Annotated in this window: 20 protein-coding genes and 2 tRNA genes; 7 read left to right on the top strand and 15 right to left on the bottom strand. The window is 43.4% G+C overall.

The genetic code is table 11. From position 1 onward, the window contains the following. Window positions 1-36: 36 nt before the first annotated feature. Both argS and JO943_RS16600 read left to right on the top strand, forming a co-directional pair. A complete protein-coding gene (gene argS, locus JO943_RS16605; RefSeq protein ID WP_005281252.1) occupies window positions 37-1,827 on the top strand; it encodes an arginine--tRNA ligase in 1,791 nt (596 codons plus the stop codon). Between the two features lie 141 nt (window positions 1,828-1,968). Then, window positions 1,969-2,577, top strand: coding sequence for an SPOR domain-containing protein (locus JO943_RS16600; RefSeq protein ID WP_150956778.1), 609 nt, complete (start codon window positions 1,969-1,971; stop codon window positions 2,575-2,577). A gap of 54 nt (window positions 2,578-2,631) precedes the next feature. Here the strand turns inward: JO943_RS16600 and JO943_RS16595 are convergent, their stop codons facing one another. From JO943_RS16595 to JO943_RS16570, 6 genes are all read right to left on the bottom strand, one after another. Beyond that, window positions 2,632-3,285, bottom strand: a complete 654-nt coding sequence (locus JO943_RS16595) for a glutathione S-transferase family protein (RefSeq protein ID WP_150956781.1) — start codon at window positions 3,283-3,285, stop codon at window positions 2,632-2,634. Window positions 3,286-3,383: 98 nt separating this feature from the next. Further along, window positions 3,384-3,782 carry an OsmC family protein gene (locus tag JO943_RS16590; RefSeq protein ID WP_032870975.1) on the bottom strand — a complete coding sequence of 133 codons (399 nt, stop codon included), beginning with the start codon at window positions 3,780-3,782 and terminating at the stop codon, window positions 3,384-3,386. Then, the gene (locus tag JO943_RS16585; protein WP_005281263.1) at window positions 3,779-4,726 is read right to left on the bottom strand and encodes a pirin family protein; all 948 of its coding nucleotides are present in this window, start codon (window positions 4,724-4,726) and stop codon (window positions 3,779-3,781) included. The genes JO943_RS16590 and JO943_RS16585 overlap by 4 nt, the downstream gene beginning before the upstream one ends. 168 nt (window positions 4,727-4,894) lie before the next feature. Next, entirely contained in the window at window positions 4,895-5,164 is a 270-nt protein-coding gene (locus tag JO943_RS16580) for a DUF2798 domain-containing protein (protein ID WP_005228361.1), read from the bottom strand. A 51-nt stretch (window positions 5,165-5,215) separates the two neighbouring features. After that, window positions 5,216-5,512 carry a DUF3861 domain-containing protein gene (locus JO943_RS16575; protein ID WP_005228360.1) on the bottom strand — a complete coding sequence of 99 codons (297 nt, stop codon included), beginning with the start codon at window positions 5,510-5,512 and terminating at the stop codon, window positions 5,216-5,218. Between the two features lie 145 nt (window positions 5,513-5,657). Beyond that, window positions 5,658-6,185: a PadR family transcriptional regulator gene (locus JO943_RS16570; protein WP_032870971.1), complete on the bottom strand. Its 528-nt coding sequence runs from the start codon at window positions 6,183-6,185 to the stop codon at window positions 5,658-5,660. A 226-nt stretch (window positions 6,186-6,411) separates the two neighbouring features. Here JO943_RS16570 and JO943_RS16565 point away from each other — a divergent pair, with 226 nt between their 5' ends. Next, window positions 6,412-6,753 carry a DHCW motif cupin fold protein gene (locus JO943_RS16565; protein ID WP_202741351.1) on the top strand — a complete coding sequence of 114 codons (342 nt, stop codon included), beginning with the start codon at window positions 6,412-6,414 and terminating at the stop codon, window positions 6,751-6,753. Window positions 6,754-6,892: 139 nt separating this feature from the next. On the opposite strand, the gene JO943_RS16560 is transcribed toward JO943_RS16565, so the two are convergent. Both JO943_RS16560 and guaA read right to left on the bottom strand, forming a co-directional pair. Continuing rightward, window positions 6,893-7,687 (bottom strand): ANT(3'')-II family aminoglycoside nucleotidyltransferase, encoded by a 795-nt coding sequence (locus tag JO943_RS16560; RefSeq protein WP_032870968.1) that lies wholly within the window; start codon window positions 7,685-7,687, stop codon window positions 6,893-6,895. A gap of 62 nt (window positions 7,688-7,749) precedes the next feature. Next, on the bottom strand, window positions 7,750-9,318 hold the full coding sequence (gene guaA / locus JO943_RS16555; protein ID WP_005228357.1) for a glutamine-hydrolyzing GMP synthase: 1,569 nt from the start codon (window positions 9,316-9,318) through the stop codon (window positions 7,750-7,752). Between the two features lie 443 nt (window positions 9,319-9,761). Between guaA and JO943_RS16550 the strand changes: the two genes are divergently transcribed. Continuing rightward, window positions 9,762-10,988, top strand: coding sequence for a DUF445 family protein (locus JO943_RS16550; protein WP_171062171.1), 1,227 nt, complete (start codon window positions 9,762-9,764; stop codon window positions 10,986-10,988). A 48-nt stretch (window positions 10,989-11,036) separates the two neighbouring features. Here the strand turns inward: JO943_RS16550 and JO943_RS16545 are convergent, their stop codons facing one another. Both JO943_RS16545 and JO943_RS16540 read right to left on the bottom strand, forming a co-directional pair. Then, window positions 11,037-11,405: a NirD/YgiW/YdeI family stress tolerance protein gene (locus tag JO943_RS16545; RefSeq protein WP_005228356.1), complete on the bottom strand. Its 369-nt coding sequence runs from the start codon at window positions 11,403-11,405 to the stop codon at window positions 11,037-11,039. Between the two features lie 141 nt (window positions 11,406-11,546). Then, on the bottom strand, window positions 11,547-11,963 hold the full coding sequence (locus tag JO943_RS16540; RefSeq protein ID WP_202741350.1) for a DoxX family protein: 417 nt from the start codon (window positions 11,961-11,963) through the stop codon (window positions 11,547-11,549). Window positions 11,964-12,199: 236 nt separating this feature from the next. On the opposite strand from JO943_RS16540, the gene JO943_RS16535 reads away from it, so the two are divergent. Further along, the gene (locus JO943_RS16535; RefSeq protein WP_005228354.1) at window positions 12,200-12,838 is read left to right on the top strand and encodes a DedA family protein; all 639 of its coding nucleotides are present in this window, start codon (window positions 12,200-12,202) and stop codon (window positions 12,836-12,838) included. A gap of 12 nt (window positions 12,839-12,850) precedes the next feature. Here JO943_RS16535 and JO943_RS16530 read toward each other — a convergent pair whose 3' ends face one another. The 5 genes from JO943_RS16530 to JO943_RS16510 all read right to left on the bottom strand — a co-directional run bounded on the left by JO943_RS16530 (window position 12,851) and on the right by JO943_RS16510 (window position 15,685). Then, complete coding sequence (locus tag JO943_RS16530) at window positions 12,851-13,441, bottom strand: LysE family translocator (protein WP_005228353.1); 591 nt, start codon at window positions 13,439-13,441, stop codon at window positions 12,851-12,853. Between the two features lie 209 nt (window positions 13,442-13,650). Next, complete coding sequence (locus JO943_RS16525) at window positions 13,651-14,040, bottom strand: hypothetical protein (RefSeq protein ID WP_005228352.1); 390 nt, start codon at window positions 14,038-14,040, stop codon at window positions 13,651-13,653. A 9-nt stretch (window positions 14,041-14,049) separates the two neighbouring features. Further along, on the bottom strand, window positions 14,050-14,892 hold the full coding sequence (locus JO943_RS16520) for a ParA family protein (protein ID WP_032876321.1): 843 nt from the start codon (window positions 14,890-14,892) through the stop codon (window positions 14,050-14,052). Window positions 14,893-14,974: 82 nt separating this feature from the next. Next, window positions 14,975-15,367: a SirB2 family protein gene (locus tag JO943_RS16515; RefSeq protein WP_202741349.1), complete on the bottom strand. Its 393-nt coding sequence runs from the start codon at window positions 15,365-15,367 to the stop codon at window positions 14,975-14,977. Between the two features lie 9 nt (window positions 15,368-15,376). Beyond that, a complete protein-coding gene (locus JO943_RS16510; protein WP_005228347.1) occupies window positions 15,377-15,685 on the bottom strand; it encodes a BolA family protein in 309 nt (102 codons plus the stop codon). Window positions 15,686-15,874: 189 nt separating this feature from the next. On the opposite strand from JO943_RS16510, the gene JO943_RS16505 reads away from it, so the two are divergent. Together JO943_RS16505 and JO943_RS16500 are read left to right on the top strand one after the other, a co-directional pair. Further along, window positions 15,875-15,950: transfer RNA gene (locus JO943_RS16505), tRNA-Gly, on the top strand. Window positions 15,951-15,995: 45 nt separating this feature from the next. Further along, window positions 15,996-16,071 (top strand) — tRNA-Gly (locus JO943_RS16500). The last annotated feature ends 17 nt before the right edge of the window (window positions 16,072-16,088 follow it).

The raw sequence follows: 16,088 nt of genomic DNA, 5'->3' as shown, positions 1-16,088 counted from the left end.
TTTGACGTTTTTCCGCGACATTTATTTTCGGTAACTATGAATACGGCAATACAAGCAGCTCTTGATCATGCGGTACAAACCCTGCAACAGCAAGGTGTACTCCCTTCAGATTGGACCAACACGAGCCATTTAACCCGTACCAAAGACCGAAGTCACGGAGACTTTGCTTCAAATATTGCCATGATCGGTTCTAAAGCCGCGGGCATGAAACCACGTGATCTGGCTGAAAAAATTCTGGCAGCACTACCAGAAGTGGCAGACATTACCAAAGCAGAAATTGCAGGTCCGGGTTTTATTAACTTCTTTTTAAATGCAGACCAGCGCTATGCGGTGCTCGACCAGATTCAGGCACAAAAAGATGCCTACGGTCGTAGTCAGGCCAACGCGACTAAAAAAATTCAGGTCGAATTTGTGTCGGCAAACCCGACCTCTAGCCTGCATGTCGGCCATGGTCGTGGTGCAGCGTATGGCATGACCGTTGCGAACTTACTCGAAGCAACGGGTGCAAAAGTTGACCGCGAATACTATGTCAACGATGCTGGCCGTCAGATGGATATCTTGGCGACTTCAACTTATTTACGTTATTTAGAATTGACCGGGCAAACACTGGTTTTCCCGAAGAATGCGTATCAAGGCGACTACGTTAAAGAAATCGCACAGGAAATTATTGATAAAGATGGCGATGCACACGTTCGTGCCGTTGCTGACATCTATAAAGATGTACCAGAAGATGTGCAATATGCTGAAGAACTTGATGCTGAAGGCAATAAAGTTGTGCTTTCAGGCGATAAAGAAAAGCACATTGATGGTTTGATTGCGAACTCGCAACAACACTTGGGTGCAGCTTATCGCGTGTTCCATCAGGCAGCTTTACATGCCATTCTGGATGATATCAAAGATGACCTGGCTGACTTTGGTGTAACCTTCGACAAATGGTTCAGCGAAGACTCATTGACTGACAAGATTGATGAAGCACTTGAAACACTGGATCAACGTGGCTACCTCTACGAAAAAGACGGCAACATCTGGTTTAAATCAACCGAATTCGGTGATGAAAAAGACCGTGTCGTCAAACGTCGCAATGGTCAAACCACGTACTTCGCCTCTGACATCGCTTATCACCTGAATAAATTACAACGTGGCTATACCGACCTGATTGATATCTGGGGCTCAGACCACCACGGTTATATTTCACGTGTAAAAGCTGCCATTGATGCAATGGGTTATGATTCGAAGAAACTCACCGTACTTTTGGTTCAGTTCGTGAGCTTATGGCGTGGCGGCGAGATGGTGCAAATGTCATCGCGTTCAGGTCAGTTCGTGACTTTACGTGACTTGCGTAAGGAAGTGGGTAATGATGCCGCGCGTTTCTATTATGTGATGCGTAAATCTGAACAGCACATCGACTTTGACCTTGACCTTGCCGTTTCACAAAGCAAAGATAATGCAGTGTATTACATCCAATATGCGCATGCACGTATTTGCCGTATGTTAGAAAAAGCAGCGACGACTGGTCTTAATTTCGACCTCAGCGCAGCACGCGAACATGCCAACCGTTTAGAACTCGATGCTGAAACCGAGATCTTGTCTAAACTTGCCGCTTATCCAGATATTCTGGTACGTGCAGCCAATGCCTACGAACCGCATCAGATTGGTAACTATCTTAAAGAGTTAGCTGCCCTGTTCCATGCTTGGTACAATGAACATAAAGTATTGGGCGATGATGTGGCACTGACACAAGCGCGTTTGTTGCTTTCAATCAACGTCCAGCAAGTATTACGCAATGGCTTGGAATTGCTCGGTGTATCAGCGCCTGAGACGATGTAATCAGCAAAGCTTAAAGCCATGTAAACTTAAGCCATCGTTGTTAAACAATATGGTAAACAAAGCATTATTTTTAAACATAATGCTTTGTTTTTAAGTAAACTCAAGTTACAAATAAATCAATAGGATCAAGAGGAATTTCCGGTGTTTGGAAAAACGCAACGTGGTGTATCTGAACGACCAAACAAGCCTAAAAAACCACTCATTCCGAAGTGGTTAGGAATGCTTGTCGCTATTCTTGCGATCCTATGCGTAGCTGTGATGCTGATGCTTTGGCAGCCTTGGCAACCTGTCCCGACCAAAAATCAGGTCACTTCCGAGCATTACCAGGAAGAAAACACCAATAAAGATTACCGTTTCTATGATTTGCTGCCTCAACAGCAAGTGACTCCAATTCCTGAACAGGCAGTCCCTGAGACCAAACAGCAAGGGAATGTGGTAATCATTGAATCGCCAAAACCTGAAGCCCCGGCAGCAGAAGATCCAGCAGGTCTCACGCCAGCTGAACCGGTTGCGCCGGCACACGCAACTTATATTTTACAAGTCCGCAGCTATCCGGATCCTGACAGTGCCGATGCACGTCGTGCCGAAATTATCCTGAATGGCTTGTCTGCAGATGTGGTGAAAAGTGTGGAAAATGGTCAGACTTGGTATCGTGTGTTCTCTGGCCCTTATGATAGTCAGGATTCAGCACTTGCAGCGCAACAAACCTTACAACATAGTGGCATTGATTCGATTGTGATCAAACGCTAAACAGATACCGATTAAAAAAGGGGAGCAATGTGCTCCCCTTTTTCATCTTCAATTTTAGGCGCACTGCGAATGCAAGCTTTTCTGCTCCGCCCTTTGAAAGGCAGAACGTTGCTGAACACGTTGAACAAAAGCCTGAATATTCGGATATTTGCCATGCAAGCGATTTTGAATGGCAATCAGTGGAAAGGCCATTTGAATATCCGCAAAAGAAAAGTCACCCGCAAAATAATCATGTTCTGATAAATATTGCTCAAGATACAGAATATGTTCTTTTACCCGTGGCCGAACAAAACTGGCTTTTACCCCACCGGTAATTTTCTCTGCAATCGGACGAATTACCCAAGGTACATGCTTGCTAACACTATTCATCACCAGGGTCATCACCAGCAAAGGCATTAAAGAACCTTCAGCATAGTGCATCCAGTAAGCATACTGCCGCTGGTCTTTGTCGGATGTTGGCTTGAATTGTTTTTCAGAATCATACTGTTGTTGTAAATAATCCAGAATCACGGCAGACTCTACAATCACCTCGTCATCATCTACCAGAATCGGTGCTTTACCCAAAGGATGAATATTCTTGAGACTCTCTGGTGCCCCATAACTCGGCAGCCTTTGATAATACTCAACCTGATAATCCATCCCAAGTTCTTCTAATGCCCACAGGATACGAAACGAACGTGAGCATTGTAGATAATGTAAGGTAATCATTTTTGTGCCTGCTTTTTTGCTGTGCAATTGCGATTTTAGGTCCCTCTCACAATTGCACTTAGAATTATGTTTTGCCCAAGCACAATAGCACTTTAGTCTTAAAGAATCATGGTGTGAATGTCTAAACTACGTAACAAAGTTTTAGTCACCGGAGTTTTACTACAGACGTTGAGAAGTTTTTCTTGTAAGTCCTGTGACACAGGTTGCCGGAATACAACTCGGCGTTCAATACGCTCCTGCTGCTCGCGATTGGTATGAAAATCAACCTCAACCGTAAATTCACCCAAATCAATCTGCTTATGCTGCGCATACATTCGCAAGGTGATCATGGTACACGAGGCCAGACTGGCCGTCAGGAAATCATACGGCGCAGGGCCTGTATCATGCCCACCAAACTGTTCTGGCTTATCGGTAAGAAACTGATGTGTGCCGCTACTGACCTCTCCTTTCCAGGGTTCAGGCAAGGTCAGGACTTTACTGCTGGCAATGATGCTCATTTTGACGCCCTCATCTGGTCTGGTAATACCGGCGCTTCTAAGCGCTTGCCTTGATAATCAGGAATTTCACCAAAACGTGCATCATGATTGATCCAGTCCTCGCGAGCTTGCTGCAAGTCTTGCATGGTACGACCTACAAAGTTCCACCATAGCAGGATTGGTGACTCGAACGGTTCACCACCAATTAACAGCAAGCGATGGCCTTGGCTTAACTCGACCTCAATTTCGGTCAATCCAGTGTCCAGCACCACCATGTTATCAGCGGTGAGTTCATGCCCATTTACACGCGCTGTGCCTTCTAAAGCCATAAAGGCATATTCAAATTTTGGATTAAGTGGAATACGGGTTTTAGTATCGGCTTGTGCAGTTAAATCAACGCCGACCAAAGGGGTATGCACCTGCACAGGTGAGGTGGTATCCAGAAAGTCACCGACCAGTACGGTAAACTCAACCTGATCCTGGCTGACCACTGGCAATTCAGGGTAATGCTCAAACTTAGGGTCCATATTGAGCTTATCATCAGGCAAGGCAATCCAGAGCTGCGCCGCATGCATTTTGGTTTCACTATCAGGCGCCACTTCAGTATGCGAAATACCGCGACCGGCAGTCATCAGGTTCACCTGTTTAGGACGGATCAACTGTTTTGAACCCAGACTGTCGGTATGCATCATGGTGCCTTCAATCATCCAGGTAAAGGTTTGCAAACCGATATGCGGATGCGGTCCTACATCCAGACCATCGCCCGCCGGAAAACTGACTGGCCCCGCATGATCAAGGAAACACCAGGCACCCACCAAGCGCTTCTGGCGGCTCGGTAAAGCCCGCTTAATCACGGTTCCTTTCCCAATTTCAGCCGAGCGAATGGTAAATTCCTGAATAAATTGATTGATATACGTTTCACAGTCTTTTGAATCAGAAATATCGTATTCGTTATTATTGCTCATGATATTGCTCTCTTCTACCTATGCCATTGCAATGAGTCGTTTTATTGATCTTAACAATACCACCCCCATTCAATATAGTCTTTTGGTAATACGCAGAGTGTCATGCATGAGACAATCTTAGTCCCACATGGCATAAGAACTTATCTTTAGCACTGAACCAATCAACGATTATTTAGGCTGCATGTCGACAATCAAAGCCGTTAGACGCCGGACCAATGGCAGTAAAACCAGCACCAACGGATAAGCAATCAACCAAGAAAACATCCATGTCGCTGACCATTTATGCAGAAATTCTGGAATAAACCCTAGGCTCATCCACATATTCACAAACGACAGTGCTCCACTCATTAAAAAAGATAAAATCAGCGGCAAAATCCAGGCGGCATATTTGGCAGGCAATTTACTGATCAGGCGTGGGGTTATTTTCAATTCCTGCATATTAAACGCGCTTCCATAAAATCAGATTGTTCGAGGTGTACAGTTTCATCTCTATTTCTTCACTTGCTGTTTAAGATGCTTCATAAACTGACCAAACTGCGGCCAGAAATCTTCAAAGAGTGGATGATCACGATGTTCCAGCATGACTTCACTAAACAGCTTTAAACCCACTGCAAATGATTTGGTGGTTTGATCATCAAAAAACTCGCCCTTCTTTAAACGCTCAACAATCTCGAAAATGTCATCATGATTGCCAGTATAAAATTCCAGACGTTCGGTATAGGTCGACGCCTGTCCTTTGTTATCTTTTAAGTGTTGTACAGTCACATGATATTGATGTTGTTTCATCGTTCTACTCCAGAATGCTTAGGCACTCTTCTTAATTTCGACCTGCATCAGGCCAACCAGATATGGGTTAAATACTATTTTTAATGAACGCAGCAATTGCACCTGTTTGTTTTTTTGCTGTCGCCCTAACAGCTTTCATTCCCGTCTATAGCCGCCCAATGGCAATCGCGGCCTGATCGATCTGCTCTGCAATCTGGTGAATTTGCTCGGGCTTTAAGTCCGCGATATTCAGTTTTAAACGTAATGCGGTTTTGAGATTTTCCATGGCACGGTGAATATCTATCAGCTGGTCATTATTGTGAATTTCACGTCTTAGTCGCAGCTTTTGTAGAAGTGCCAACAGCATGTCTTGCTGCTCTTTTAAATAGCTGTCGCCATAGTCGGTAATCTGATATTGCTTACGTTCAGCATCAAGCAACGAGATGCAATTCATCTCTTCCAAAGCTGTCAGGGTGGGATAGATAGTCCCTGCACTGGGTGAATAGCCATCGCCGACCAGATCACTAATTTCTTTAATGATTTCATAGCCATGCTTTGGACTTTGCTGAATGAGATGCAGGACCAAAAGTTTCATGCGGCCTGATTCAAAAAGGCGTCCACGGCGGCCTGAGCGATGCTGCTCTGCATGCTGAAGATCACCTTGGCTGCCGTGATGAGCTGATGCCTGTTTCATCTTTATTGTTCTCGGATTGCTTAATTTATGCATATTAAGATATATCTTAATATATCTTATAGCAAGTTAAGATATATCTTTAATTTTTAAGATTTTGATATCTAATAAATTATTTTTTATAAAAAATTTTTAAGGTTGCGTTTTTTAGCTTTTAGGCTGAATAGAACGATTTGAACTATTTTGGTCATTGCTGTAAAAATAATTAAATGTATGGAGTAAAAATGATATGAATATTGCACCTTTCCCATTTCAAATAACCGATTGGGCTCAAATAGAAAAAACAGAGCATTATGGTGAAACAGGAATAGCATATTGGAGAACACAATATTTTGGTGAAGAAGGCAATAGAATTAGAGTAAGACTCGTTGAGTATTCTGCTAATTATTTAGCTGATCACTGGTGTGAAAAAGGTCATATCTTATTCTGTTTGGAAGGCGAGTTAGAAAGCAGATTAAAAGATGGAAGGAAATTTATTTTAACCTCAGGCATGAGTTATCAAGTGGGTGATCATTCAGAACCTCATCAGTCTTTTACTTCAAAAGGAGCTAAATTGTTAATCGTTGATTAATCATCAAGCTTCTGCTTCAGCAAGTTGGATATGTCTTAAATTATATAAAATGAGGAATAGATGATTTTTCAAAATAGAAAAAGAGCACTTTGGTGCTTTTGCTAGAATGAATTTGATTAAGAAATTGCAAATAACTTCTTTATTCATCAATCCTTAATAAGCCTCTCTGTCTAAACTGTTCATCAATTTTTGAAGTCAGGAAATCAACAACAGGTTGTAAAGCATGATGCTGTTGTTGCCAGTTTTGCTTTTCAATCCCACCTTTATATTCTTGCACCATTCGCTGCAAAACAGGCTGATGTTGCGGTTGTAACTGAGCAATCACCCATTGCGCAGCCTGATCTTTAGGTGCAATCTCATTCGTCACCAAACTAAAATAAATACGGCATAAGGCCAAAATCTGGTTACGCTCATCCGCATCTTCATCCCAATGCGCCACTATCGATGGATAGGTATCTGCCATCGCCTGCCAGAGTTGCTGATCCGGAATCATAACCGACCAAGAATTTAGATCTGGCCCAAACAAGGTTTGGTGATGCATTTGCGCTTTCTTCAGCAAAATACTCAGATCTGGGTCTGCATGTTCGCTAAGTATATCGCCTTGGCTTAACTCATCCCGCAACCATTCCCCAAACTGTAGTTCGTAGCTGAGGGGATAACTTCCCGAAAGAATATGGTCTTTGCGTACGATGGTGACTTCAAGTGCACGATGTGCAGCACCAATCGGGTGCGAAATTTGTAATAAGGTTTCTGCCAGTTGCTGTCGTTGCGGAAGTGTGATTGCTTGACTCAGCACAACCAGAACATCCAGATCACTTTCTGGACCTAGCCCGCCATCAACAGCTGATCCATACAGATAAATGGCAAAGAGGGATTCACCCAAAAGCTGCTGTAAATATCCTGTTAACTGTTCCAGTTGCAAGGTTTCGGACATGCTTTACCTCTTTAACAATCGCATAAAAAAAGGCAGGATGTTCATCCTGCCTTTTCATTTAATTATTCCCACTCAATCGTAGCTGGTGGTTTAGATGACACGTCATATACAACACGTGAAACATCTTTAATTTCGTTCATGATACGGGTTGAGATTTTATCAACCAGTTCATATGGCAAGTGCGCAAAACGGGCTGTCATAAAGTCAACCGTTTCAACCGCACGAAGTGCAATCACCCATGCATAACGACGGCCATCACCGACAACACCGACTGATTTCACCGGTTGGAAGACCGCAAATGCTTGAGCAGTTTTGTCGTACCAGCCGCTGTCACGCAGTTCTTGCATAAAGATGTCATCTGCAAGACGAAGAATATCAGCATATTCTTTCTTCACTTCACCCAAAATACGCACGCCCAAACCTGGACCCGGGAATGGATGACGGTAAATCATACTATGCGGTAAACCAAGCGTGGTACCTAATTTACGGACTTCATCTTTGAACAGGTCACGTAATGGCTCAACCAGATCAAAGGCTAGATCTTCTGGTAAACCACCCACGTTGTGGTGTGATTTGATCACGTGTGCCTTACCTTGCTTGCTTGCAGCAGATTCGATCACGTCTGGGTAAATCGTACCTTGCGCCAGGAATTTCACGCCATCCAGTTTACGCGCTTCTTCAGCAAAGACTTCGATAAATTCACGACCAATGATTTTACGTTTTTTCTCAGGATCAACTTCACCTGCCAATGCCGACAAGAACCGTTGTTCAGCCTGTGCACGGATTACACGGATGCCCATGTTGTCTGCAAACATTTGCATCACTTGATCACCTTCGTTTAAACGAAGTAAACCATTGTCTACAAATACGCAAGTTAACTGATCGCCAATGGCTTTATGCAACAGCGCAGCAACCACTGATGAATCTACACCACCTGATAAACCTAACAGAACTTTTTCATCACCGATTTGTTCACGTAACTGTTCTACACGTAGATCGATAATGTGCTCAGGGGTCCACAGACCGCGGCAACCACAAATCTGATGAACAAAGTTAGACAGTAATTCAGCACCTTTAGCGGTGTGAGTCACTTCTGGGTGGAACTGAACGCCATAGAAACGACGTGCTTCATCACTTACTGCAGCAAATGGACAGCTTGGCGTGCTTGCAGTCACCTGGAAGCCTTCCGGAATCGCACTGACTTTATCGCCATGACTCATCCAGACATGGAGCTGGTTTTCGCGATCTTGCAAGTTACCGATCAATTTATCACGGACCAGAATATCAACTTCCGCATAACCAAACTCATGCACTGTGCCCGGCTCTACCTTACCGCCAAGTTGCTCAGACATGGTTTGTAAACCATAGCAAATACCCAATACCGGTACGCCTAATTCAAATACCACTTGCGGTGCGCGTGGGCTTCCCTCTTCATGTACGCTCTCAGGGCCACCTGATAAAATAATCCCGTTCGGATTAAACGCACGAATGTCTTCTTCAGACATATCGAATGCATACATTTCAGAATAGACACCCGCTTCACGTACACGACGTGCAATGAGCTGGCTATATTGAGAGCCGAAATCCAGAATAAGGATACGATCTTCAGTAATTTGAGTATTGGTCGTCATGGTTCATCTTAAAGGCAAATGAATTAAGCGCCACATTCTAACATTTTTCACGCTTTGACGCACCGCAATTCATCATCTATCTTGTTTTTTAATTGGACCTGAAAATCGGCACTGAAATTTAAAGTAAAATTCCATAAATACCTCCAGAATAAGGAGAGTTAAATCAACAATTCTTGCCTATTCTGCTCAACACAAAACAAAAATTGGTGCTAAGATGATGACTCGAAATAGGGATTACCACGGACAGGTATTCAATCGACAGCATCATTGCCTTTTTATGCGATTGTGATGTCCTGAATGAAAGGAAAAATAAAAAGGTAATTAAGCATCACAAGGTCTTGGTAAATCACCAAGGTCCTAAAACATTTTACTATCATCTAGCGCTTGCCCGACTACGAGCAACAATTAGGACTTGAAGGACCAATAAAATAATGTTTCAAGAAATGATTGCGGATTTTCACCAAAATTTCTGGCTATATATTTCCATTCCATTTATCAGCGGCTTTATTGGTTATGTGACCAAAGTCATTGCCATTCAAATGATGTTTTCTCCCCTCGAATTTAAAGGGTTGAGATTATTTGGACTTCCACTCGGATGGCAAGGGATCGTGCCGCGCAAAGCTGAGAAAATGGCAACTACAGCCGTTGAGCTGATGACCTCCAAACTCATCAAACCTGAAGAAATCTTTGCCAGACTCGACCCCAAACGTATTGCTCAGGAAATTGAAAAACCGTTAATGGCGGCTGCCGAAGATATTACCCGTGAAGTCGCGCAGCAATACCAGCCGGGTTTATGGGAAGGCATGCCAGAGTTTGCCCGTCAGCGACTGATCAAGCGGGTTCAGGCCAAAGCCCCGGAAATTGTTGAACACATCATGAGTGAAGTACAGAAAGATGTGGCCAAGTACTTCGATATCAAACATATGGTGGTCAACAACCTGCTCAAAGATAAACGCCTGCTGAATGAAATCTTTAAAAAAGTTGGCAAACAGGAATTCAAGTTCTTTAGTAATGTCGGTTTTGTATTTGGTTTCGCGATTGGTGTGGTGCAGATGCTGTGCTGGATCGTCACACAAGGTAAATATCCATGGATGTTGCCGATGTTTGGTGGCTTTGTCGGTTTCTTTAGTGACTGGATGGCGCTGCAAATGATGTTCCGCCCTTTATATCCGAAAAAGATTATGGGCTATACCTGGCAAGGTTTATTCATTAAACGTCAGAATGAAGTGGCGGCTGATTATGCAGCCCTGATTTCAAAACAGCTCCTCACCTCACGTAACATGATGGAAGAGCTGTTTTCCGGCACCCATTCGGACAAAGTCATCGAACTGGTCAGCCGTCAGGTCAAACAGGAAATTGATTTACAGGCCGGTATTGTTCGCCCACTGGTGGTCTACGCCATTGGCGGTGAAAAATATCAAAACCTGAAAGCTGATGTGGCGGAGCGGATTTTAAAACAGCTTCCAGACACCATGCGCTACGTGGAATCTTATGCTGAAGATGCCATGAACGTGCGTAATACTCTGGTTGAGCGCATGCAAAAACTGAGTCCGGAAGAGTTTGAAGGCATGCTGCGCCCGGCCTTTAAAGAAGATGAATGGTCTTTGATTATTGTCGGTGCGGTACTGGGTTTTCTGGTTGGGGAAATGCAGATTCACTTTATGCTTTAAAGTAATGAAAGATAGTAAAAAAGGAAGCTTAGGCTTCCTTTTTTTTAATTAATGGGCAAGTTTTTCAATTTTGACCACTTCAATATCGGTCGGCTTATAACGATGCGTATCGACTTCGCCAACCAAACGGACATGATCACCGACTTTGAGCTGGGCCTGACGCCAGATGTCATCATCGATTTCGACTCCAATGGTCCCGCTCTTGTCTTTAAACTCATAGTGATCACCTTTTAATTGTTTGGTGATCTGACCCGTGAGCGTAATGCCGGTTTCATCGGCAAGTTTTGCCACCTGACTGACCGTTACCACATTCTTTGCCGCTTCCTGCACAATCACGTGGTCATCTTTACCTGCCCAGCTCGTGGTTGATAGTCCCGCTAAAATCACAATCCCGCAACTTGCGATGAATTTTTTCATGTCATCTCCTGTTTTATTCTCAAGACTTATGATCTAAACAGAAATAGAGGTGCATGTCGGCTTAAGTTTGTAATCAAGCGTGAACTTTATGTACGGACAAAATAAAGCCCGCGTCTCAGCGCGGGCTTTAGGATTTTTTGATTATTTTTCGATGAGATGGTCCAGACTGAAACGGCCTGCGCCATACAGCATTAACGCGAAGAAACCACCTGCCATTGCAAAGTTCTTCATAAAGTTAATCGCATCATCTGGCCCACCATGGAAGATGAATGCAGTGAGAATGCTAAAGATACCTAAGCCCAATGATGCAAAGCGGGTCTGGAAGCCAAATAGTAAGGCCAAGCCACCACCAAACTCAACCAGAATCACTAAGGGTAATAGAGCACCCGGAACACCCATGGATTCCATATAGCCAGCGGTGCCTGCATAGCCGACAATCTTGCCCCAGCCAGCCACAAGAAAGATATAAGCGAGCAATAAACGTGCAACCAAAATAACACCATTTGCTACGCCAGTTTGCGTTACGATATTTTTTAAAACAACATTCGGATTAAACATGGTTGATCCCATACGGTTTGTTTTTTAACATGTTAGCAAGTTTATGTATCTTTAATTATGCAATAAATACCAAATTAGTTAACATATCGTTCTTTATTTGCAACAATAAAAGCATGATCTGAATGTGCTCCCTCCCCTCACCCCCCTGCAAAGTTACCAATTAATTTGCTTTTTATACTGACATTCTATAGAGGCACTGCTAGGATTTAGCTCACATTTACAGTGTTAACATCTTCATGGAACTCATTGATTTTATTCTGCACGTTGACGAACACCTTTTAGAATTTATTACCAATTATGGCGTGTGGATTTATGCCATCCTATTTTTAATTATCTTTGTTGAAACCGGTCTGGTGGTGATGCCATTTTTACCCGGTGACAGCCTGTTATTTGCAGCAGGGGCACTCGCCGCTTCAACAGGTGCCATGGATCCATGGGTACTCGGTATTTTATTATTTATTGCTGCCGTACTCGGCGATACCGTAAATTATCATATTGGACGTTATATTGGTCCGCGGGTCTTTGAAACCAATTCACGCTTTATCAATAAACAGCACCTGATCAAAACCCAGCATTTCTTTGCACGCCACGGCGGTAAAACCATTATTTTCGCCCGCTTTGTGCCTTTTGCCCGTACTTTTGCACCTTTTGTTGCCGGTGCAGGCAGCATGAACTATAAGTTCTTCCTGACTTATAACGTGATTGGTGCGTTCTGCTGGATTGCATCGTTTATTACATTGGGTTATTTATTCGGCAACATGCCGATTGTAAAGGATAATTTCACGCACCTGATTTTCGGTATCATTATTATCAGTGTGTTACCGGGTGTGATTGGTTTTATTCGTCAGAAACTCAGTAACCGTAAAGGTCAATAATCGATAGCCGCTTTAAAACAGGCGGAAGATCATCGGTAACATACAAATCAGCAATAACACAGCCGATCCTTTATATAAATGATCGGCTTTAATTCCAATCAGACTTCCCGCCATTAATGCACGTCCGAAGATCATCCAGAAAATACTGACCGGTAAAAGAATCAGGCTAAACACGGCAAATACCATGAGCGCATTTTCGATTGAATTCCAGGTTTCACTAGGGAAAATGCCTGCGGCCAACAACACCGTTTTCGGATTTTTTAAGGTCGACATGAACAACTGTCGCTTGCGGATATGCGGATGATGCTGATCATGTTTTTGCAGATGTGAACTTTTCCAGAGATGAAAAGCCATCCAGAGCACATAAAGCAAACTTGCGGTATGTAAAATCGCACCCAGTGCAGGCCAGATCGGATCAAAAAGATGAATTAACAGTGCCCATAAACTGATGCCGTACATATATCCCAACCATTCGATTGGAATAAATTTGATGGTTTTGGGTACACCTTGTTGGTGGGTTGCACTGGCAAGTAAAGCGTTGGTCGGACCTGGAATCAGTAACACTGCCAACATCGCCAAAACAAAAAACCAACTCTCAATCATACACATACCGAACGACTATACATGGGCGCCACCTTAAACGAATTTAGGGCAAAAATACAAATTTCGGTAATAAAAACAGCAGTAAAAATAGCGGGATTTAGACGAGATAATTTTTTAAAAAATTGATTTTTATGATTATTTTTTGAAACATTTTGCGATAATTTAGTTATTTATCACCATAACGAATTATGGTGATAAACGGGTAAAAATTAAGATTTCGGACGCTGTTTTACGATAATCGGGCAACCTTTAAACTTGGCTGCCTGCACGATCGCATCTTGCTGTCCCAGCACATTGGCAAGTTCGGTATTCTTGGTATTCATCGACTGACCCATGTTGACAGAAATGGATGGACCGAAGCCCCAACCACCACGGCCCCAGCCGCCACCGAGTCCTACCCCCACGCCCATACCGGTACGTTTTGGTGTTTGAACCCCGTTTTCAATATACAACTGAATACGGTTGTACTCGGCCTGTAATTGCTGACAGTTCAAGCCCTGATATTGCGTCGGTGAAACATAAGCTGGCTTAACCGTTGATGCACAAGCACCCAAAAGCATACTTGCCGCCAGAACAGGCATCCAATATAAACGTTTCATAATGTTCTCTTATTGCTTCGATTCAATCTCATTGAACAGGGTGACATAAGCAAGCGTCAACTTGTGTTCAGATGCCAGATGAACCAATGGTAAATTCTTTTGATGTGATTCTTTCATCAAGATCGACGGCGGCAACATGCTATCCAGCACAGGCAAACCTTCATCTTTGAGTTGTTGAACCACTTCTCGAGGTAACTTTGCCTGAGACTGGAACTGGTTGACCACAATTCCCTCAATCTCAAGGCGATCATTATGATCATCTTGGGTTTCGAGCACATTTTCAATCAAAGTTTGTAACGCGCGTTTGGAGAATACATCACAATCGAATGGAATCAGTACACGATCTGCTGCAATCAACGCAGATAAGGTAAAGAAGTTAAAGGCAGGCGGCGTATCAATAAAGATCCGGTCATAACGTGCGCTGAGTGACTGAATCGAATCACGCAATTTATAGATTTTATGTTTACTTTCCAGTGCATGCTCTAAGCTACCCAGACTTGGACTGGCCGGAATGACATCCAGATTCTCGAATGATGAGCGATGCACATAGCTGTCCAGTCCCTTACCACGAGGTGCTTTTAAAATCGAACCAATAGCATTGCCAATCAGCCCTTTTTGCTGGGTCTGGCCTAAAACGTCATCAAAGAAATTTTCAATATTGGGTTCTAACGCGGCTTTGTCCGCCGAATAGGTGGCATCCTCACCTAACAGGTACTGGCTTGAGTTTGCTTGTGGATCAAGATCAATGACCAGTGTTCTCAGGCCCTGTTTTGCACTAATTGCGGCCAGATTAACCGTAATACTCGATTTCCCCACACCACCTTTCTGGTTAAACACCACACGCGTTAACATGATTTCCCTCTACCCTGTTTTTTTTAAACTGCACGCAGTTTAACCTAGTGCAAAAACAATTTCTAAATACAATGTCCAACAATCAGGCAAAAACCGGTTTAATCATCACAAGACCGAGAATCCCGACCATGGCCACTGTACCAATCAGCAACCCTGCACGGCGTTGTTCCAGCAAGATACTGCTGTCTTGCTTATAGGTTTTGATCAATGACGACCACAACACAAAGAACAGGATCACTTTGGCATAGAACCACGGCTGTACATCAAAATTCTTCATTGCCAGCAAGATCACACCCGTAACAATAATCAGGGTCAACGATAAATGCTGTAAGCCAACCATCGCTTTACGGGCCTTTAGATTGGGCTGCTGATCCTGTATACCCACAAATAAGGTCGAACCGCGTAATACAAAAGCAATAATCAACAGACTCATTGCAAGCAGATGCAGCATTTTCGTAATGAGATGTAGGTCCATGATCCGTCCTTAAGCTTTTGGTGCATGTGCACAGTCAGGACTGGCTGGTGCTTCACCTTGCCATTCACTCGGGATATAGGCATGAATCGCCAGCGCATGGATACGACCCGGGCTCATTAGCTCGGCAGCAACGGCATAAATCTTTTGATGACGCTGTACCAGACGTAAGCCTTGGAATTCATCACTGACCACAATCACTTTAAAATGTGATTCTTTCCCTGGGAAATAACCACCATGTCCTGCTGACTCATTAATCACTTCGAGATGAGTGGGTGCCAGTGTTTGTAAACGTTCAATCAACTGTTGTTCTAAATTCATGAGTCAGGCTGTCCGGTCAGATTGAGATAGTTCATTAGTATACATGACCTCTCTTGAAGCGAAACTTTTATCCATTTTTTTGCTTTTCAGGTTATTTTTGAATGAAAATGCTTTTATTTTATGCAATTAAACAATTTCTTTGCATAAAGTTGTTGACCCTTATTTTGCTTAATGTATTATAGCTGGCACGCGGGAATAGCTCAGTTGGTAGAGCATAACCTTGCCAAGGTTGGGGTCGCGAGTTCGAGTCTCGTTTCCCGCTCCAGATTGGTTTTTTTAAGTGTAAGTTTTAGTAAAAACTGCTCAATATGCGGGAATAGCTCAGTTGGTAGAGCATAACCTTGCCAAGGTTGGGGTCGCGAGTTCGAGTCTCGTTTCCCGCTCCAAATTTAAAAGGCCCTTA

The organism is Acinetobacter sp. 'aerobic (ED)' (genome assembly GCF_904886855.1).
Lineage (GTDB): Bacteria > Pseudomonadota > Gammaproteobacteria > Pseudomonadales > Moraxellaceae > Acinetobacter > Acinetobacter courvalinii.
Note: the sequence above shows the minus strand (reverse complement) of the source record. Positions and strands in the feature narration are given on the sequence as shown.